A 21,315-nucleotide genomic window follows, 5' to 3' on the forward strand; every position below is an offset into this window, starting at 1 on the left:
GTGGTGTTGGTTTCTCACTCACCGTCGGCGGCGTCTTCGGTGGTGTTGGTTTCTCACTAACCGTCGGCGGCGTCTTCGGCGGTGTTGGTTTCTCACTCACCGTCGGCGGCGTCTTCGGCGGTGTTGATGTGTTATTTGTTTTTGTTGGCTTGTTTTTATTCGAGCCGGATAATCCACCTACCGTGAATGAAATATTATTTGATGCAGTGACTTTATCCACGTTAACTTGTGAGAGCACTTCTCCGTCAGTATTTAGTTCACCTTGTACATTGCCTTTAATATTACCGACATCGATCGTTGCTTTTTGATCTTCCTGATATTCAATTTTTTCAACAGTATTATAATAGCCATTCACTGTCGGGAGCCCTGTTTTGGAGATACCACCACCACCACCACCATAAGCACCCTCTTGATCTATCGTATCTGATAGCTCGACTGCATTAATATTACCAGCAACATCTACTGTGCCCGTTTTAGAATCAGAAATAATGTGGGCACCGGTAAGATTCAGATCTCCGCCAGAAGAAATATTCAACTCACCAGTAGTATTAATTCCTGACTGAGTGCCCGTTGTCTTTGAATCATAATGCTCACCACCTTGCCCGTAATTAGCAGCACCTGTTGGAATGACACCACCATTAGTAGAAACAGCCACGCCAACGGAAACGCCCCACTCGTTACTATTTTTCTGATTATTAACAGTATCTTGCACACTTTGAACATTCAGGTCGCCGGATACATTAAGATTTGCTGTATCTGACTGAATATTTCCTCCTGCTAGCGTCATATTCCCCCCAGTGTTTATAGTAATATCACTGCTATTAAGATTGGAGTTGGTATATGTGTTACTTGAACCGGTAGATGTTTCAGTACTGCCATGGTAGTCCACTGAAAATCCTGCACCAGCCCCTGTTGGTGCAACGGAAGCCCCTGCACTAAGTCCAGCAGAATGAGTGTCTTTTTGTGACCAACTCTCAGTTGACGACTCCGCGGCTAAAATATTGAAATCACCGCCAGTATTGACCTCAACACTACCAGCTGATAGTTCAACGCCCTTAAGGGTTGTATCGCCTTTGCTGGTGATTGATACATTACCAGCATTGATATTAGTGATATTCTCGCTCTTTTCCGTGGATGAGCTACTGGTAGAAGTCGTATCAAAACCAACGGAAACTGAGGTGCCAGCCAAGTCATTGAAGACAAGATTACTAGCACTACCTGCAACTTCAGCAGCAGTTAGACCCGCATCAATTTCTTGTCCATCATTACCTTTACTGACCAAGTTACCCCCTTTATCCAAAGCATCAGCCACTGAGCTATGAACCTCACCTTTTACGCCATAGAATGAAACTGTTTCCTCACTGGTTGTTATGACTTCATCTTCATATTTTGTGGACTTAACTTCTTCAGCAACAACAGTTAATGTACCTTCGGTGGTGAAATCCCCTCCCCCTATATCAACTGTTTTACCCGCATCCAACGTCATTGAATCAGTAAAATTAAGTGACGCATTATTATTGCTCGTCGTTTGCTTAGTATCGACTGTCGAAACAGTTTCCAGTCCAGCTTGGAAACTACCAGAAGAGGATGTTGGAGCACGGCCAGGCTTAGAACCTGCATTGGTAATATCTGACCCAAGATTATTATGCTCCCCAGTACTGGTACTCGCATTTGCACCATCCAAACCACTGACGTTATAATCAGCAGAATATCCAGCACCACTTGCGCTCGCACCAAATTTTAAGTCAGTGCGTTCGACTGTAGTTTCGGAATAACTGTAATCTTGAGATGTTTGGACATCAATGTCACCAGTTGCTTTTAATTCACCTGACTGGGCATTATATTCTCCACCTTTAAGAATAATGTCATTCGCAGAATTAACCGTAAACTTTCCACCGGCATTAACAGAACTATCAACACTGGTTGCACTTGAACTTACCGTTTCTGTAGATTCATGGCTCAAGAAACCTGTCGAGCGGTGTTCATATTCATAGTTACCTTCAACTTCATACATATTGTTAAAAGTAACATCACCTTCGGTTGACGTTAGGCTGATATCCTTATCTGCCGCAATATCAACAGCATTCACAGTAATATCTTTGGCGCTCATGTCGATACTGCCACCCGCAGTGACTCCATCATCAAAGAAGTGAAGCTCCTGATTACCCGAAGCATTAGCACCTTGGCTAGCAGTCAGCTCAATAGATCCATTATCGGCATGTAAAGCCAAATCATTACCCGCGCTGAGAGCCGCGCCACTATTGGTTATCGAGCCATTACTGGATACCAGTGATAAATCCCCACCGGAAGAGATCCCACCGTTCATGCCAACACTGCTATTGTTAATATCGCCTTCAGATTGAATATTAATATTGCCACCGGCACTGATCTGGCCATTAACATTATTAAATGAAGACGCATCGACATTCATATCACCGCCAGCATGTACCACTGCCGAACCATCATAACGGCCACTCTCGAGTTGCTCTATGGTTGTGGTTGCAAAATAAATTTTAGGCGTTAGCACGTCATGTCCATCGATATTTTCGGTGACAAACCAAACAATATCTTTGTCTAAAACGGCAATTTGGTCATCAGTTAATGCTTTACCAACAGTAAAATCTTCGACGCCCGCCACTGATGCCGCATTAGACATTAATCTTTCAACCAACTCAGTACCATCAATGCCATCACGGACACTGAAGAAAGTGCCTACGGACTCATTTAACTGGCGTCGAATAACTTCACTGATAAAGTAATTATCGCCTACAACGAGAACGGGTGTTTCCGGGATATAACCAATTTGATCGAAGAAATATTGCGATCCAAAGAAGAGACTTTGATCAATCATCTCAGTACGGGTTTCATAAAATGGATAAATAGGATTGCTTGCACCAGTTCCTACCTTGACGGTGAAATCCACATTCTTCCATTTCTGGTTAGAAACAAATAACCCTTGAATTTTTGCCAGCTCAGTATAAGTTTTTGTTGTACTCAATCCTTTAGTCAATTCGGCAATGGTTTTCAAGCCAATATTAACCTCATAAGGATTTTGTGTGACAGTAACTTCCTTATCACCAACAGATACTTTTATTTCTTGTCCATCAAGCTTTGCACCGAATAAACCATTATTAAATGCTCCGCCATTATGCGTCAAACTTCCCCCAGCAATAATACCACCGTTATTATCTGATAAACCATAGTCTTTTAAATCTTTCAATCTTGCATTATTTGAACTAGTTATATTGGCCCATTCATTTGAAAGATTATCCAGACTGTTGGATAACCACGCATCACCAAACAGTCGTTTCATGATACTATTTAACTGTTCACTTTGCTTGGCCATCTCCTTTAAGCTATTAAAGCTATTCCCTTTTGTGTCATATATATATGATTCCGTCCCTGAAATATTACTAGGGACACCATTTCCCAAGTAAAAATCAAGCATTTGATACAATGTATTAAATTCAGCATAGTGGGAGCCACTGCCAATAACTTTTCTATAAACCTCTAACTGAATAGGTGTTTTAAGCTCTTCAGTTAAATAATAATAAAATGACATTTCATTATATTCTGGAGAGTTATTGACCGTTCCGGATATTCTCATATCCTTACTAGATTGAATAATTCCACCTGTATTATTGAGCGTCTTGCTACTATAAATATTTTTTTGATTAATATTTAAATTCCCACCAGATGAAATTTCAGCCATTTTACTTAGCTTAATATCACCAATCCAAGTTGGGATTGAGCCAGATAAAGTCGTACTATAATATACAAAACTCAGAACCCCTTGTTTCCATTCATGTGAACCACTTGCATTTTGTGCTGGGCCAGTAACCCATCCAGGGTTATCATATTTACTAATATTATCGATAATCTTAGCATCTAGTGCCATATCACCTTGCGAACGAATAGTACCTCCATCATTTTTTATATTTTCCGCAGTAATGTCTATGCCACCCATACTAAGAACGTTAGCATTCTCCTCATTAATAAACTTACCCTTTTCAGCGTCAATAACGATATTTTGAGAAGAGAAAATTAAGGCGCCATTACTGTTGGTAATATTAATAGCTTTTAAAAAAATATCTTTAAGACTCAATATAGACTGATTATTTGATATTTTAATATCTTTGCTTGCATTAAGGAGTATTGAAGCAGCACTTTCGAGTATTCGATTTATAATAATCGAACCTGTTGTATCAATAGAGAATTGACCTTTAGCATTAACATCACCACTATCGTTATCATAACGATAGTCACCAGATAGAATCAAAGAAAGATTATGATCGCTAAAAATCTCACCATCTATATTATTTAATGCACTTGCTAACTTAATCAATAGATTATTAACGGAATAAATGTATCCATTACTGTTATTTAAATTATCAGATATAATCTCAACATTATCACCACTAATATAAGAGTTGCTGTTGTTAACACTTTTCGAACTTATGCTAAGATCACCCTCAGAAAATAGAGTTGCGTTGTTAACATTGGAAATTGAGTTTGCTGCTAATGCTAATCCCCCCATACCCGCAATGATTGCTTCACCTGAAGATGAACCATTGCTACTATCGTTATTAATAATATTCGCATCGACAGACAAAATACCTGATGTTTGTATAATCGCATTGATATTATCTAATTGATTAATGTTATCAAATAATGCATTCCCATCAGCGTTAATAATTGCGGCTATAGAATTAATAATACTACTAACATAGCTTACACGTAAGTCCTTGCCTGAATTAATAACACCGACACTACCACTACCATCACCAATGTTAGACAAAGAATTGATGTTATTTAGAGTGAGGTCAGCACCAGAGTATATAACACCTTTATTTGTGAAATCATCGACATCAGATACAGTTAAGTTATTCTCTGAAGTTATAATACTACTGGCATCATTTTTGACGCTGTTAATAAGTTCAAGCTTTAGCCACTCACCTAATGCAGAGATATAACTGCCACCACTATTTTCCAAGTTAGAAACAGACTTAATGTTAATATTATTTGCAACAATGCCGGAACCTGACGATTGAGTCGATCCACTTCCAGCATTCACTAAGCTATCACTATTTAAAATATCAACAGTTCCATCCGCATTGATCAGACCATCAGAATTATTAATATTTTTTATATCACTTAAATATATATCACCAGAAGACAAAATAGATGAGTTATCATTAGTAAGTTCCGACGATTGACTAATCGATAGCTTATCAAGCGCAAGGACCTTTGCTCCATCCGTATTCTTAATATTATCTATATTAGCTAAAATTACGTCTTTAGCCTGAATAATTGATGCATTACCATTATTAGCCAACCCCTTAATATTATTAAGGTCCAACGTGCTTTCAGAAATTAATTTCGCACTATTACTGTTAGTCACAGCATTTGCATTACTAACTTCAACCGTCCCTCCCTGAATCAAGCTATTGTTGTTATTTATATTAAGAGAACTTGTACCGCCGGTTATTTTTAAGTTTTCTCCCGATATTATCTTAGCACCATTCTGATTATTTAATTCATTACTAATATCTAATGATAGATCTTTGGTAGCACTAATATCACCACTATTATAAAGACTACTTGTTGTAATTTTTGCAGAGTCAGTTGAACTAATTTTACCTGTATTCTCTAATAATGAGTCACTTCCAGATTGGTTAATAACAATCTCGCCAGCAGAAATCAAACCACTGTTAATAGCACTATCGTCATTTATCGAAATGTCTAACATTGCATCAGATGAAACTATACTTCCACTGTTGTTAAAAACATTGGTTTTGATAGTATTATTTTTCTCGGCTTGCATTAATCCTTTATTAACTAAAGACCCAACAGTAAAATTAGCATCTTTCTCAGTATATAGGACACCTTTATTATTAAGACTTTTAGCTAAAACGCTTAATGAACCACTTGCATTTATTACACCATTATTTTCAAAATAATCATTAATATTGAAGTTTAGTACTCCATTTTTATTATTGACACCTGCCCCGCTATTCAAAAATGAATTCGCATTAACTATCACATTCCCGGCTTGACTACTAATACCGGCATCAGAACTAATTGTTGCGGACTCAATCGCTTTTCCATTAACCGTTACAATATAGTTGCCATCTACTAGAGATATTATCGCACCATCAATTTTGTTACCTGAGGCATCAAGGGCTAAAAGCGTTCCAGTGATTTTATATTCACCTTTAACATCAATGAGAATTGATGTTACATCAATTCTTTCATTTCCAGAACTCATTGAGAATATACGTGCTGCATTTTGCAACAGTGAATCCGCTGTAATTCTAATATTGCCTTTTTCTGTCACAGCATCAGCATTTAGCTTAACTTGCGATAATGCTCTGATTATTAGATCACCATGACTAATAACACCACCAAAACCGGTATTCTCATTCGTTGAAATATCGATATTATTACCCGTCAGGTTGACATCGCCCGACTTACTACTAATTGCGGTCAATGCTAAATCGCCATCAGCCGTTATCTCAACCGTCTGATTACCCACTAAGCTACCTCTGTGCCTGACACCAACGCCACTTTCTGTACTAATCAGTTGTATTCTTCCACCGTACATAGAGCCGAGGGAACTGCCATCAATAGCAACTTTAGGGGTCTCTGCCGCTGATAGACTTCTAATTTTGTGTTGTCGTGTTTGAGTGTCATAACTATTTAGCCCAGCAACCACTTTGATATCTGCGCTTCCAGAAACCTCCCCATCAAGCTTAACTGTACGACTAATCATATCAAAATGAGTCAATCCTTCAGTTGATAGACCCTGTCCCTCGACTGCGATCATTCCTTTATTCACGTTGAGCTGAATATTGCCATTCTCACCATATCCAACACGCCCCGTACTGAGCGTCAGATTGTTGGCATTAATAGTAGATACGCCATTAACAGAAATACCATTTTCGTTTGCTACAATAAGATCTGCATTTTTCCCAAAGACTTCTATCGTTCCATTCAAATAAGAACCTTTGGCACCAGTAACTTCACTAATAATAGCACTAGCTTCTTGTTGCAACTGACCATTTTTAATAACATAACCACCAATACTACTCACGCCATCCTGCATACTATTATTAAAAATCAAGCCATCTTGACCGACATTAAAATCGTCAAATTTATTGTGTGATATACCATTCCCATTTGGATTAATAATGTTTACAGTTGGCGTACCATTGGCTGACTCTGATATAGTCGGTGAGTTTGAGTTAGCATCCGGAATTAAATTTGCGTGCGATAAAATGGGTAATGCTGCAACTAAAACCAGATATATTGGACACAACTTATTATGTAAATTTTCTTTCGTTATCTTATCAATAAATGACGATGAAGAGTCATTATCGTTGACTTTATTTTTTCTCATGCGAATAGCTCCTGCAGTTTGCTGGATATATCGTTATTACGATGGAGTTTCTTATTTATTAAAAACGTAGATCAAATCTATAACTCAATGTTGTAGAGTCAATATCGGAGCCCCTTAATGTTGATGGTTTCGTTAGCGGATAACCTAATGTCAATGAAGACGAAAAATTGCTGCCAATAGCCTTGATGCCAATAGCAGCACCTGTTAAATACTCTGCAGGGCACGAGCCCATGTCATAGGTACAGTTATTTTTAATAAACCCAAGATCATAACCAACAAAAGGTGAAATCTGCCAGACTCCATATTTATTGATAGAAATTGGCATTTGAACTGTATTTGATATGTATCCACCATTATGACCAGAGACAGAATCTTCTTTGTAACCTCGAACAGTATATTCATCACCAATTGATTGTTTTCCATCACTGACTAATATATCTTTTGTCAATTGAAGCCCTGAATTCACTTCATAGGATAGGCTCACAGGACCGCTTTGGGCTAAGAGTTTGGACCAACTAATCATGGCATTGTATTTTACGTAGTTCAGGTCGAATCCCTTTAAATCAGGTTCATCTTTCCATGCTGCGCCAAACCAAGGTACACCTGCAGTTGAGCTTAAATCCCAAAAGAGTCCCCCTCCCCAAAGCACACCGACTCGATTCACTCCGAGTGTAATACTGCTGTATTTTTTGCTACTAACACCTATTTTGATATCTTCGATTTTATTAGTATTATCTCGCCCTTCAACCTTTGTATAGGCGCTGAATCTTCCTACTGAATCTCGAAAAAGAACTCGACTTAACTTAGCTGAGGCTCGCTGCGAAGTGCCTTCACTGTGATAACCACCATAATATCCACCAATAACCTTCTCATATTCAGAACGGTATAAGGATGCGTCTAATAGCCAATAACCAAGCGGTAAACTGTAATTCATGGACCATGAACTTTGGTTATCAGTGTTTGCACGCAAGTCATTGTATGCATAATAAAATGATAACGAATCATTAAAACCAGCAAAGTTATTCACTGTCAGCGTAGAGTTATATTGATGCCATCCATCATCTTGACGGCCAGAGTTATTCACACCTAAAGAAAGTGAAATAGGGAAATACTTTGAATCTCTAAGATCCAGTACTGAGTAACCAAAGTCATCAGATGGGACAATTTGTAGTTTGTCTGTCCTTGAAACTCTCAGTAAGTTGTCCAAGCCTTGATCAAGATCTGACATATTCAGTTTACTGCCAGAGGCAAAGGGAATAGCACTGAACAGCCTCGTTCTTTCAAAGAATTTTGGTGGTTCTCCTTCAACACTGAATCCTGAGATCTTTCCCCATAACACATCTAAATTAAGTATACCTTCACGTAAACTTCCTGGCAGGACCGTCACTAAAGTGGTCACATATCCTTTGCCAACATAGAAATTAGTCAACTCTTTGACTAATTCCATTATTTCCTTTTGGCCCATCTCAGTATTTTGATACCGCAAAATAATCTTTTGCCTCTGTGGTGAATGGGCGTAGACATCATCATTCTCAATATTAATTTTATTAATGAGAAATTTATGTTGTGAATTCAATAGACTACTTTCATTTTCAAGATGTTCGGTCAACGCATCATTCTGACGTCTTATTTCACTTTCTCGGCGTTTCTCATCCTGAATCATTTCACGTGTACGGCTACGCTCCAGTCGGTCTAATTCTCTAGATGCATTTGATGCTTGATTACTTAATTGTGGGGGCTGTACTTGAGCATAAGTCATTAAGCTTACAAGTGTGAGAGATATGGCGATACTACATATTAGATATACTCTGTTAACGTTAAGATTTTTAATGAAGTAAAACATATTATTACTCTATTGTTAGATTGAAATAAACTTGTCCAGCAACATTACCTGCCGTTATATTTGCTCTATCTGATTCTAATATGTACATTTGAGCAGAATATTTAAGTTCTTTATTTTCGCCGGCGTTAATTACAATCTCTGATGATTTCTCGCCATTAACCTGCTGAGCAATAATTCCATTTGAAGCTAACATTCGAGTACCAATTCCTTTAGCGCCACCACTTGCCACTGGAATAGTATTTTGCATGACTCCCCGAGACAGACCTACTAGTGGTTGCTCTACGGCAGTAAACGCTATTTTTATAGAAGTAGCCTGCGGGCAATATACTATGACTGAAAATGGAACAACGGCTCCATGCTTATTACCTACTTTGAAGTCAGAGAGAGGATAGTTTCCTAAATTAATGCTTATATCTGAATTAGTAATCATGCATGAACGTACAACAACTGAAGTATTAGATGATAAGACTACAGACAAAAGTGTAAAACTATTACTGGTCTCATCAGCTGCAGTAAGGACAACATTTGCAATTTCGCCTAACGGTATATCTCCTGCTACTATTCTCCCTGTTTGCACAAATTCTATAATCAAATTATCGCTGCTTTCAGTGCAGGGTGAATAACAAGTGTGAATCGTTGGAAAATAGTTAGATATCCGGCTAGCAGGCCATTTTATTCTGATTCCTACACCACCAATTTCAGTATTATATACATCTGGGAGCGCTGAAACTGAGTTACCTCGAGTGAAAGTAGATGTTAGGCGAGTGTTTATACCTGTACCACAGGTATAATTTAAGGCACGAACAGGAATTATATGCGATCCTAGAATTGTACCTACAGCCCCATTCTCCGCAGGATTAAGCACCAATTGCGGCATAGAAACTGTTGTTGCATTCCCCGTACAGCTTGCAGCAATGACATTTGAACTGACCCAAGTTAATAACAAAGAAAAAATAATCAATAATCTACTGAATAAATTTAACATATCGCATTCTCCTCAATTTTGTACGCTTTATTTATTTCGACAAATAGTGTTTATGACTCTTATATTTTCATGGTCAGAATTAGGCATAGGTCGATAATCGACAATGCACTCATGTCTACCTTGTTTATCATTCCAAATGATGAAAATATCTTGAGCCTTATCACTTGAGAGAATAACAGTCCCCCCTTGGCCTACTATCCCTAAGGAGTTACCTATTACATTGTAAGCTTTAGCCCCAAAGGGAATAACTTCACCTAGTTCATTCGCTATTTTCAGTACTTCATTATTAATATTTTTTGTGTCAAATTTAACTAATACAGCAGAGCCCGCAGTTGGAACCGCCCTAATTCTATCTTCCTCTATCTCTATGTTTGTTGGCATATCTTTAACATCTAAAGAAATATCGTTATATTGGAATGGCGATAAATATGGCAAAATAGCATATCCATTCTTAGCAACTCGCGCATTGGTATAGGGGTAAACATTTGCGCCAGTAGCACCTTTCGCTTCAATAATGCCAAATGTATCGCTAACAGTTGGCGTTAAATTTACGCCCCCTGCATGGGCGACAATTCCCCCACTTAAATTTAGCGATGCCATAGAATTTGAGCGCCCATGGCTAAAACCAAGATTCACTATTGAATTATTTCCACTATACCCGCCGTTTAGACCTATATTACGATCACTGTGGTTTGTTCCATCAATCCAAGTACCATAGTTATAATTTTGATTTTCGCCAAGAGTACCGTTAACTGCTGTTTTTATCCTAGATTCTCGATCACTATGACTCATCGTCGAAGTTAATCTCGGTCTGTTACGATGAACAGTTGTAGAGCCTAATGGAACGCTGAATGACAAGCGAAATGTATTATCAGCATTACCATAACGATTATTAGAACGACTAAAACCTAAATTATAGTTAACCGAACCAAGTGAGTTTGAATAACCAACCTGATAGTTAAATGCGTTTTTTTCATTAATATCTTTCTGCCAATATCTTCCATAATAGGCCGTCAAAAATATACTGCCCCACCCAGGAGATAAGCTCTGATTTATATTAGCTTCAAAAACATCACGGTAATTATCCACCCTCTTCGTTTGTCCATTTTTTTGGGCTTCAGAAACCGTCAGTGCATCCATTAATGTAAAGTAGTTGCTACTAGAGTAGCGGTATGCCATTAAGCTAAAATTCGTCTTTGTTGGTTCAATAACTTTTGCAAAACCTGCCTTAAAACTCATATTACAGAAAGTTGAATGACACTGTGACTCTTCATCGATTAAAACAGAAGTTGAGGATCGTGTTGCATCAAAACTTAAAGCACCAATTGGTGTATTAAATGCGAGCCCACCAAGCAATGCAAAATAGTCATTAGACATGGTTTTTTGCACGCCACCATAACCCGTGACGTAATTATTGAAACCATATTGATAGCTTCCTTCAAACAAAACTGGCGGTTCACTCAGATTTGAGCTTCTTATTTCTCCTACTGTGGCAGTATATTTTGAATATCCCTCACGCAGCAGCTGCGGAATACTAGAATAGGGTATGGCTTGTACCCTTATACTTCCATTTGCCTCTCTGATCGTGACTTCAAGATTTCCACCATAACCCGCGGTATTTAAATCGTTAATAATAAATTCGCCTGGAGGAACATTGGCTTCATAAATAACATTGCCATTTTGGCGGACTGTCACCAGGGCATTACTGTCGGCAACACCTCTGATGACTGGCGCATACCCCCTCATCGAATGGGGTAGCATACGGTCATCGGTATATATGCTGGCACCTCTAAGAGGTGTTGTATTAAACATCACACCAGTAGTATTGACATCACCTAGAGTAAACTGCGATTGGCTGGCAGCAAATGATCGTTGTAAGTAAGCTGACTGATGGTTCCATTTTATACTTTCATCGCTGGTACCATTTGCAGAACCATTAGTAAATAATCGCCATGGTCCAAATTTCGCAGATGTATTTAATCCACCATAGTAAAATTGGGTACTACTTTTGCCATCACTATACTCAGATTCAACTCTATTTTTATAGTTAGATGCATTAAGAGTATAAGCTAAAGTGAAAGCTGGCACTCCTTCATCCCATAGCTCTGGCCGGACATAGCCATCAGGCGTATTATGAATATAAGCCAATGGTATAGTAAGATATATTTTTTGGTCATCATTATCATAATTTAACGTTGCATTAGGGATGATATCTTTAATAAAAATACAATCTATAGCTTGCCATTCATATGGAAGCATATCTTGCTTTACACCAAAAGACATTATGTCTTTTGGTGTAAAGCAAGGGGTGACCTCTCGATCGTTATCGTGTTCAATAAAACTAACATTCATGCTTTCGATATTTTTCGAATTTAAATTAATTTCCACATAATACTTACCCGATTTTAGTGTATCCTCACCATTAAAGTCCTCTAGATTTACACCATGACCATACAGTTTCATGAAGCCAGAATTAAATTTTATCTGTCCTTGTGAAATAGCAGCAGAGCTTTCCTCTGATAATGCGTTTAGAGAGAAAAAGCATATAGCAATACCCAAAATGAAACATCTCATTATAATCACAATGCCTATACTGTTAATTAATTATGATAGATTTATCTCTTTCTCTACAAATGCACCTAAGTCAGTAATATATAAATAAAATAACTTTATAGATTCATTGCCAATATCTACATCACTAAAATCAAAGGTGTTACTTGAAAATGGATTAATCATCCCCCCTGATACATCAATTACTTTATCGCCCTTTTTTATTATAAATTTCCCTATTGACACATGATATGGAGATTTATTCTCCCCCTTAATTTCTATTTTACCACCCGATTTTTTCACAACCCAATTAACATTTTCAGCTCCCACTATCGGATTTGAAGGAAGTCCTACAGGACGGTAAAAAAATTTTAACCGGGTCCGAAATGCCAGATTTAGTTGATTCATAGAGTTATCATTTTTCACCTCGGGTGGAATATCAAGAACATTAACCCAGAGTAGTGTTTCCCTATCTCGAGGGAATTGCATTTTTGCGTCTTCTGTTTTAAATATTCTAAACGACTTTCCTTTACCCGCATTTATACGGGAAACTGGCGGACTAATAATAAATGGAAATTCTTCTTTATTATGGTCACCTTTGCTTTCATTATCTATCTCCGACTCCAACCAAATTTGCACTAATGAAGGATTCTCTGCCACATTATTAATTCTGATGACTTGTTCTTTATTTTTTTCTTCAAAAATGATTCTCGTTGCCATTATCTGAATTGATGCATATACAGAGTGACCTCCAAACAATAGGAGTCCAGCTAGTAATATATTCATTATCTTCATTTATTATACCTTTGTGACCATAGTGATTTCTTGATGGGGCCTTACTCTTAAAGAGCCTGCCCCAAAAATTAGTTATAGACTATGGAATAAACAAGACTTGATTCTACGTTACCTGCTCCTGCCACACCTGTTGCTATATATTCTGCCCAATAATCAAATCGGGCTGTATTACTCGCAATCACTTGCTCTTGATGCCTATCATTAGGTAAGGATAAATTCAGAGGAGCAGTGTCCTTATTTAGAATTCTAATTTGTACATTACGAGCAGCACTGCCTGCGGCTGCTGTGTTAATCAAATTACCTGTAGTCTCGTCAATTGTTCCCCTTGCTCTTTCAAAACTGACATTGGCTAATGCACCATCTGTACAATCAACACCGCTGAGCGCAATATGGAATTTAGTTGCCTGAGCATGTTGGCCAGCCGCAGATAATGCAGTAGTACTGACAGTTTTGAGAGGAACGGTAAAGTTATTTGACCCAACTGTTTCTTCTGTTCCACCAGTGACTATACATGTAACTGATGACACCGAGCCGGTAAAACTTATAGTGCCATCCTCCGCCGCAGCTTGCGGCGAAGTAGATAATAATGACAATGCAACACATAATGTCGTGGCAATCTTAGTATCTAATTGACGATTATTCTTACAAACGTATTCTTTAAGTTTGTACATAATAAAATTATAACTCTCTGTTTGTTTTCAAGAGGCCAAATTATTATTCTTTGCTTAATGAAAATGAAACAAAACTGCATTAATTGACTCTTAATTCACATTGTGAATCAAGTTAAGATAATCATATCAATCATTTATTACGACGATAATCCCAACAAAAAACAATCATAACCAATTGATTTTATTATAATAATTTAAATTGCGTTAGATAAATATCTTAGTGAGGACATGGTAAATTATGTCAAGGACTTTAATAGCCTTAATAAATCCCAGATCAATTGACATGGTAAATTAAATCGTTTAATTAACGTATAAAATCATGAGTAATTTAAAGCAGAGAGAGTCTTTTCCAGAAAGAAATCAACATCTCACGCCATAAATAATTTATGTATCTGCTATTCATTGATTAAGTGAGTAAAATAATTCCGTTCTGCAACTATTTTTATGACCCTTCATTATTTTATCTTTACAAGCAATGAGTGAAACTGTGGAATGAATTTGACTAAAAGAGAAATAGTGAAATGGATGAGTTTGACAAGATGATTGGGAACTACTTAAGAAGACTTCAATTTCAGAGGCTATTAATTTTATATCACTACCTTTTTCATAATATATGGAACAATTCTTCACGCTATGGCTAAAAATGAATTCATCCGAATTTTTAACTATATTTGTCAATCTTGAATTCACATAAAAAAATAATAATGTCGTTATGATTAAGCTTGCTGCTATCAGAAATATGCGAATAATTATGTTTTTTTTGGGATTATTATCCTCTATATGAAAAAGCACTTCCTCTTTGACATCATCTTCATTTATATTTTCTGTAATCGCTGATACGGTAAACATAAAACCCTTACCTCTTACCGTCGTGACGGATTCACCACTAATTCCAACGTCATTGAGTGCTTTTCTTAATAATGAAATATTTTGATATAGAGTATTTGGTGTTACGTTCGCCCCTTTTTCCCCCCAAGCAATTTTGTAAAGCTCTCTTTGAGAAATTACGATGCCAGCTCGAGTAACAAAAGCCTCAAGCAACTGAGCCGTTGGCGCATTTAGTTTAACGGTAGTACCCGTTAATAATGACGATACAGCCCCGCTGTTCGGTGAGAATATTACATTTCCATTGACAATGAAGTTTTTATCCATATCTGATCCCTAGTTCCCTTATTTACTTATAAACAACCCATCTAATCGTTATGTTCACTTATGTATGATGTTAATCTGATTAGCTTAACATATCTTATAAAGCGGAAAGAACTCTGATCTCTTCTTATAATGATATGATTAACCGGCAATCTTTTTTATGACTTTACTAATTAATAAGTCTTTTAATTACAGTCATTTTCATTTATGAGGGGGATTTATCATTCTTATGCTAGCATTAGGTTTTTTGCCAAATTATTCCAACATACACTTTGGGATTATCATCAAGCAAGGTATGGTCGAGCGACTTAAGGGCCATAGAGTTAAGTTCTGTAAGGCGAAAATTGTCTAAGATGGTTGAAAGGAGATATTAAATTTATTGAATAATCTTCAAGTATTAGCAGTTTCAGCGAAATGAACACCAAGGAGGCTTCTGTAAATTACTCATGGTAAGTCACCACCATCTCAGTACCGGGATTCCTAAACCCTACTCACTACTGGGAAATGTTGGATTAGGTTTGGCAGCCTTTTGCCATTGTACTTGGATAAGCCGCAAGCCCATGATTTTTGCTTCCCCCCCTGACAGCCAGATTCAGTATAAAACTGACTCAAAAGAGAGCTCACGCAATTCATCACATTGACCACAGTTCAGCAAGAGTTAGGCTTTTACCCATCAGGCTTTCCCATAAGGCAAATTTCTTTCTGACCATAACCTATCGACGATAGATAAAACAACCCGTTATCGATATTGAAAAGATAGGAATGTGGCTAAAAAGCACTAAAAGATGCGAAATATCCCTAGTGATTTGAATCAATGTTTGCGGTAATGGAGTCTATAAAGAATAATTCAATAAAATGATATAATAAAATCATTTAAAAAAATAACATTTTGTTAAGAAATTAATCTGTATTTTACATTTAAATTTTTAAATCTATTCCATGAGGAAAAGAAGCATGAATTATAACATTGATAATAAAATAATCTATCAAGAGGAGAATGGTAGGCTATGTAGCATTATAGCCCCCGAAAATACAGTAAGATTGTCAATCACACCTGCAAGAATACTAAGCTATCTACTTGAAAACAAAGATAGAATCATCAATCGCGCTGAAATATTGGAAAAGGTTTGGGATGAGTATGGGCTCCAGTCCTCTAATAACTCTCTATCACAAAATATATCTTTATTACGTAAATCATTACGAGAATTAGGCTATATTGAAGAGATTATCCTAACAGTTCCAAAAGTCGGTTTCAGAATTAGTGAAAACGTTATCATTGAAACCGAGTTACCTTTATCTCAAGATCAGATTGAAATTGAAGATTCTTCTCATTCCCACGAAATGCTACCTCCACCAAAGAGAAAAAGAAGGTGGGCAAGTTACATTTTATTAATTACGCTAATAGTTGCTTCAATACTTCTGACCACTCTATTCGCGCAGCTTGTTGATAAAGAGAATATGGATATTGTTCCCGAGGCCAAATTATATCCGATCGGTAATATTGGACAATGCCCTGCTTTTACACTTGATCACTATTCAGAAAAACTAGTCGCTTCGAAATTACAATTAGCCACTGAACTAGCAAATAAGCATTTACCCTGCATTGATAATGCCATCTATATATTTAAACTTGATGATAACTATATCCAAAACCATTCTGGTCGAATCTTCCTGAGCCTCTGCTCAATCTCTAAACTACACGACTCTTCATTTTCCAACTGCCAGGATGTATATATCTATGAAAATTAAAATGATTAATTATACATTTGCAATTTATGCAATTGCAATTAGCCTTCTGTTATTAATATCAGCTTGGTTTGGTATTCCAGCATTTTTCCTACGCGATTCTCTGAATATCTACTGTGTATCCTCTTATTCAGCCCCCTCGTTGCCGGAAAAAACATCAGCCAATGGGACGCTATTGATCCGGTTAGGAAAAAACAATAAAGGCTCTTTTAGTATTTCTGGCACTCTCAATCAAGAGGGAAATAATCCACCTACAGCTAAGAAACTGATTCTGCGTGAAGTGATATTTGATTATGCCGTTGAAGGTAATGGTTTTATCACTATTCATAATACAAAGCTGACTCGAAGTGCCTCTGACAAAATTTCAGACGAATTTTTCAACCAAAATGTATGGGATTTATCCCGTTTGTCTCGTCAACTTAAAATAATCCGTATAAAAAATGCATGGCTATTTGGTTCATCTTTTTCACCTACAGTGATGTGCGTGAATAAAATCTAAGCATTCCTTGTTCCCTTCCCTCTTGAAAGATGGGGGGTTTGGAACAAGCTTAGGCAAAACTCATGAGTACAACTGACAAACTTTCAAAAATTGAGTTTATTAATGATTCGAAGAAGGGTGAAAGCGAATACATAATAAGCGATAAAGCAAGCATGCCTATACTTAACGATAGCGGAAAGCCAACCACAAAAATTGAAAGTTGCGGAGTAAGACGATTCAATATCCCCATAATTAAGTTCAAGCATAGTAATAAAGCAACAACGGGTAATGCTAGCATCATGCCACTTTTAAAAATAACACCTGATGCTTGTACCAACGCCATAAAGCCCCCCGCTTCTAATGGCCGCTCTTTGACGGGTAAAATATCAAAGCTCGCGGCTAAAGCATCAATCAGTAACAAATGGCCGTTGAAATACAAAAAAAGTAGGGTGACAAGTAAATTCAAAATACGTGCAATAACGGGCATATTCTGGCCGCCCGAGTGGTCATAGAACGTCGCGAAGGAAAGCCCCATTTGCAACCCCACGAGTTCTCCACCATGGCGAACAGCGACAAAAATAAATTGGACGATAAACCCCATCGCGATACCGATGATAACTTGCTGGATCCCCACCCAAAGTCCAGAAATAGACAATATCTTCACATCGGATTCAGGAAGGTTAGGTGCAATTAAAAATGTCAGTATCAGTGCCAGCCCAACCTTCAATTTGCCGCTTATTTCCTTTTCGTTATAGATTGGCGCTGAACTAAAAAGGGCTAAAATACGCAGAAAAGGCCAAAAATAATGGTTGATGTAAGGATAAAGGCTAGCAACCGACAGGGTGAGCATCGTTATCCCACCACATTTGGAATATTAGTGTATAGCGTACGCATATAGTCGAGGAAGACCCCCAGCATTCTCGGCCCCAGCACAACGCCAACGAGGGTAATCATCAATATCTTAGGAATGAAAGAAAGGGTCATTTCATTTATCTGTGTAGCCGCCTGCAAAATGCTGACCACCAGCCCTGTCACCAACGCTGCCAACAACAGGGGAAGCGCGATCGTTAAACCGACCTTAATGGCTTCATAACCCATCGCCATAATACTTTCTGGTGTCACTATGGTTCTCCTTTATCAGTTGTAAAAACTCTGAGCGAGTGAACCCATCACCAACTGCCACCCATCGACCAGGACAAAAAGCATTAGCTTGAATGGCAACGAAATCGTTGCTGGAGGTAACATCATCATCCCCAAAGCCATTAGCACACTAGCAATAACCAAATCGATGATCAGAAAGGGAATAAAGACCGTAAAACCAATCTGAAAACCGGTTTTCAATTCGCTGGTGACAAATGCAGGCATCAGAATACGTAATGGCACATCCTGCGGCGTGGCATAATCGTCATGCTTCGCAATCCGGGTAAAAAGTGCTAAATCACTTTCACGGGTATGTTCCAACATAAAGGCTCGAAAAGGCTGTTCCGCCCTTGGCAGTGCCGCCTCCATGGTGATTTTGTCCTCCGAAAGTGGTACCCATGCATCCTCATACACACTATTGAAAACCGGCGACATCACAAAAAAAGTCAGAAAAAGTGCCAGCCCTAATAACACCTGATTAGGGGGGGTAGATTGCGTACCTAACGCGCTTCTGAGCAGGCCCAACACGATGATAATGCGCGTAAAACCGGTCATCATCAGCAAACAAGCAGGCAAGAAAGTCAGCGACGTCAGTAAGACTAGCGTTTGTACGGGTAACGACCATCCTTCAGTCTGGCTACCTCGCGCTAACAACAGGTCACCATTGGCAGCCCACGCCATCGGCGTAGGTAACAGGATGGCAACGAGAGCAATGAACAAAGGTGCCCAATTTTTAAGTTTCACGTTCAACCGTCGCCTCTCAACTTCTTGGTGGCGACATCCGTTAGCATCTTCTGGAAGGTCACAGGTGTTGAGGTATCATCTTCAGGTTTATCGATACTCGATAGGCAACTGATATTCTCGGCGCTAACACCTAAAAGCAACCATTGCTGATTAAATTCAACCACCACCAGTCGCCCTCTTGGGCCGAGTGGCAGGTTGCGTTTAATCGAAATAATCGTGTCGCCTTGTAATCTGCCGGAAAAAAGTTGAAAACGCTTAAAGAGCAAAGCGGCCACAACAAAAATCATCAATACGATGACTAAACCTCCTCCAACTTGCGTCAGAAGAGAAGCAGATGAAAAGGCAGCACTTGCAGGAGCGGTGGTTTCAGTCGTTAACTGTAATGGCGTATTCATTAGCGGCTCAGACGGTGTATGCGCTCTGAAGGAGTAATAATATCCGTAATGCGCACACCAAATTTATCGGAAATAACAACCACTTCACCTTGAGCAATAAGATAGCCATTGATTAAAATATCCAGCGGCTCACCTGCCAATCCTTCAAGGGAAACAATCGATCCTTGACTCAAATTCAGCAGTTCTTTAATGGTCATTTTTGTCCGGCCAAGTTCAACGGTCATATTGACGGGAATATCAAGTATGAGGTTGAGATCGTCGGAAAAATTCGCGGTAACCTCTTCTGGGCTGGTCGTTGCAGTTGCCGCGACATTGGCATTTTCTGCTGTCGATTGTTCGTTCATCGCATCTCCCCACAAGCTATCCATTGAATTGCTCTGGTCTGTCGATGACATTTCATTATCACTCATTAATTAAGTACTCTTTTTTAAAAGATAACAAAGCCGAAGTGATGAGTTTTTCAACCTGCAAAGCATACTGGTTGTCTACGCAACCATATTTCGCTGACAGGACAGGGACATTATCGACTAGGGCTTTAATTGAATCGGGTTTATCAAGATGAATAACATCGCCTTTTTTTAACTGTAAAACCTTAGAGAGACGAGTCGGTATTTCAGCTAACTTTGCCACTAACTCAAGTTCAGTATTTTTAACTTCATGCGCTAGGGTATTACGCCAGTGCACATTTTCTTGCTTGGAGTTTTCAAGTGGTGGATTTGTCAGTAATTCGCGAAGCGGTTCAATCATGCTAAATGGAATACAAATATCGAACTCCCCACTGTGCGAACCGATCTCCACATAAAACGGCGTCGTTACGACAATATCGTTGGGTGAGGAAGTAATATTGGTAAATTTAACCTGTATTTCCGCACGAACGTATTCGGCTTTAAGCTGAAAGATTGAGCTCCATGCTTCATCGTAGGCTTGTAATGCCATAGACAGCATACGTTTAATGATGCGCTGTTCAGTGGGGGTAAATTCGCGACCATCCACTTTAGTGGGGAAACTACCATCACCACCAAAGAGATTATCGACTGCCATAAAAACGAGATTTGGCGAACAAACAAATAGTGCTGTCCCTCGCAGTGGGGTTAAGTGCACTAAATTCAGATTTGTTGGCACAGGTAAATTTCGGGCAAATTCATGATATGGCTGAATTTTAATACCCCCAACGGTGACATCTGGGCTCCGACGCAACAAATTAAATAACCCAATACGAAACTGCCGAGCAAAGCGCTCATTAATAATCTCAAGCGAGTGCAAACGCTCACGGATAACCCGCCGCTGAGTATTAGGATCATAAGGGGTAATATTGCCATCAAGACTCAATTTGTCTGTGGAACTGTTACTCTCTGCCTGATTGCCACCGTTTAACAGCAGATCAATTTCGGCTTGAGATAAGATGCTGTCAGACATAAGT

15 protein-coding genes are annotated in these 21,315 nt (G+C 38.4%); 2 read left to right on the forward strand and 13 right to left on the reverse strand.

Annotation, left to right across the window (positions count from 1 at the left end):
• The 7 genes from BN68_RS13995 to BN68_RS14025 form a co-directional block, all read right to left on the reverse strand.
• On the reverse strand, positions 1 to 7,399 hold a 7,399-nt coding region (locus tag BN68_RS13995; protein WP_019211784.1), incomplete at its 3' end, for a two-partner secretion domain-containing protein.
• A gap of 58 nt (positions 7,400 to 7,457) precedes the next feature.
• On the reverse strand, positions 7,458 to 9,158 hold the full coding sequence (locus BN68_RS14000; protein ID WP_019211785.1) for a ShlB/FhaC/HecB family hemolysin secretion/activation protein: 1,701 nt from the start codon (positions 9,156 to 9,158) through the stop codon (positions 7,458 to 7,460).
• An 88-nt stretch (positions 9,159 to 9,246) separates the two neighbouring features.
• Entirely contained in the window at positions 9,247 to 10,227 is a 981-nt protein-coding gene (locus tag BN68_RS14005; RefSeq protein WP_019211786.1) for a fimbrial protein, read from the reverse strand.
• A 27-nt stretch (positions 10,228 to 10,254) separates the two neighbouring features.
• Positions 10,255 to 12,786, reverse strand: coding sequence for a fimbria/pilus outer membrane usher protein (locus BN68_RS14010; protein ID WP_196796397.1), 2,532 nt, complete (start codon positions 12,784 to 12,786; stop codon positions 10,255 to 10,257).
• A 45-nt stretch (positions 12,787 to 12,831) separates the two neighbouring features.
• The gene (locus tag BN68_RS14015; RefSeq protein ID WP_019211788.1) at positions 12,832 to 13,572 is read right to left on the reverse strand and encodes a fimbrial biogenesis chaperone; all 741 of its coding nucleotides are present in this window, start codon (positions 13,570 to 13,572) and stop codon (positions 12,832 to 12,834) included.
• Between the two features lie 68 nt (positions 13,573 to 13,640).
• On the reverse strand, positions 13,641 to 14,243 hold the full coding sequence (locus tag BN68_RS14020) for a fimbrial protein (protein WP_019211789.1): 603 nt from the start codon (positions 14,241 to 14,243) through the stop codon (positions 13,641 to 13,643).
• 399 nt (positions 14,244 to 14,642) lie between these two features.
• Complete coding sequence (locus BN68_RS14025; RefSeq protein ID WP_019211790.1) at positions 14,643 to 15,395, reverse strand: winged helix-turn-helix domain-containing protein; 753 nt, start codon at positions 15,393 to 15,395, stop codon at positions 14,643 to 14,645.
• A gap of 951 nt (positions 15,396 to 16,346) precedes the next feature.
• On the opposite strand from BN68_RS14025, the gene BN68_RS14030 reads away from it, so the two are divergent.
• On the forward strand, positions 16,347 to 17,141 hold the full coding sequence (locus tag BN68_RS14030; RefSeq protein ID WP_019211791.1) for a winged helix-turn-helix domain-containing protein: 795 nt from the start codon (positions 16,347 to 16,349) through the stop codon (positions 17,139 to 17,141).
• On the forward strand, positions 17,131 to 17,637 hold the full coding sequence (locus tag BN68_RS14035) for a hypothetical protein (protein ID WP_019211792.1): 507 nt from the start codon (positions 17,131 to 17,133) through the stop codon (positions 17,635 to 17,637). Before BN68_RS14030 ends, BN68_RS14035 begins: the two co-directional genes overlap by 11 nt.
• A 49-nt stretch (positions 17,638 to 17,686) precedes the next feature.
• On the opposite strand, the gene fliR is transcribed toward BN68_RS14035, so the two are convergent.
• The 6 genes from fliR to fliM form a co-directional block, all read right to left on the reverse strand.
• A complete protein-coding gene (gene fliR, locus BN68_RS14040; RefSeq protein WP_019211793.1) occupies positions 17,687 to 18,466 on the reverse strand; it encodes a flagellar biosynthetic protein FliR in 780 nt (259 codons plus the stop codon).
• Positions 18,467 to 18,468: 2 nt separating this feature from the next.
• Entirely contained in the window at positions 18,469 to 18,738 is a 270-nt protein-coding gene (fliQ, locus tag BN68_RS14045; protein ID WP_019211794.1) for a flagellar biosynthesis protein FliQ, read from the reverse strand.
• 15 nt (positions 18,739 to 18,753) lie between these two features.
• Entirely contained in the window at positions 18,754 to 19,437 is a 684-nt protein-coding gene (gene fliP, locus BN68_RS14050; RefSeq protein ID WP_051144570.1) for a flagellar type III secretion system pore protein FliP, read from the reverse strand.
• A 65-nt stretch (positions 19,438 to 19,502) separates the two neighbouring features.
• Positions 19,503 to 19,895, reverse strand: a complete 393-nt coding sequence (fliO, locus tag BN68_RS14055) for a flagellar biosynthetic protein FliO (RefSeq protein ID WP_019211796.1) — start codon at positions 19,893 to 19,895, stop codon at positions 19,503 to 19,505.
• The gene (gene fliN, locus BN68_RS14060; protein ID WP_019211797.1) at positions 19,895 to 20,305 is read right to left on the reverse strand and encodes a flagellar motor switch protein FliN; all 411 of its coding nucleotides are present in this window, start codon (positions 20,303 to 20,305) and stop codon (positions 19,895 to 19,897) included. The genes fliO and fliN overlap by 1 nt, the downstream gene beginning before the upstream one ends.
• A complete protein-coding gene (fliM, locus tag BN68_RS14065; RefSeq protein ID WP_019211798.1) occupies positions 20,298 to 21,311 on the reverse strand; it encodes a flagellar motor switch protein FliM in 1,014 nt (337 codons plus the stop codon). Before fliM ends, fliN begins: the two co-directional genes overlap by 8 nt.
• Positions 21,312 to 21,315 lie beyond the last annotated feature (4 nt).

It is taken from the genome of Yersinia massiliensis CCUG 53443 (assembly GCF_000312485.1).
GTDB classification, from domain to species: Bacteria; Pseudomonadota; Gammaproteobacteria; order Enterobacterales; family Enterobacteriaceae; genus Yersinia; species Yersinia massiliensis.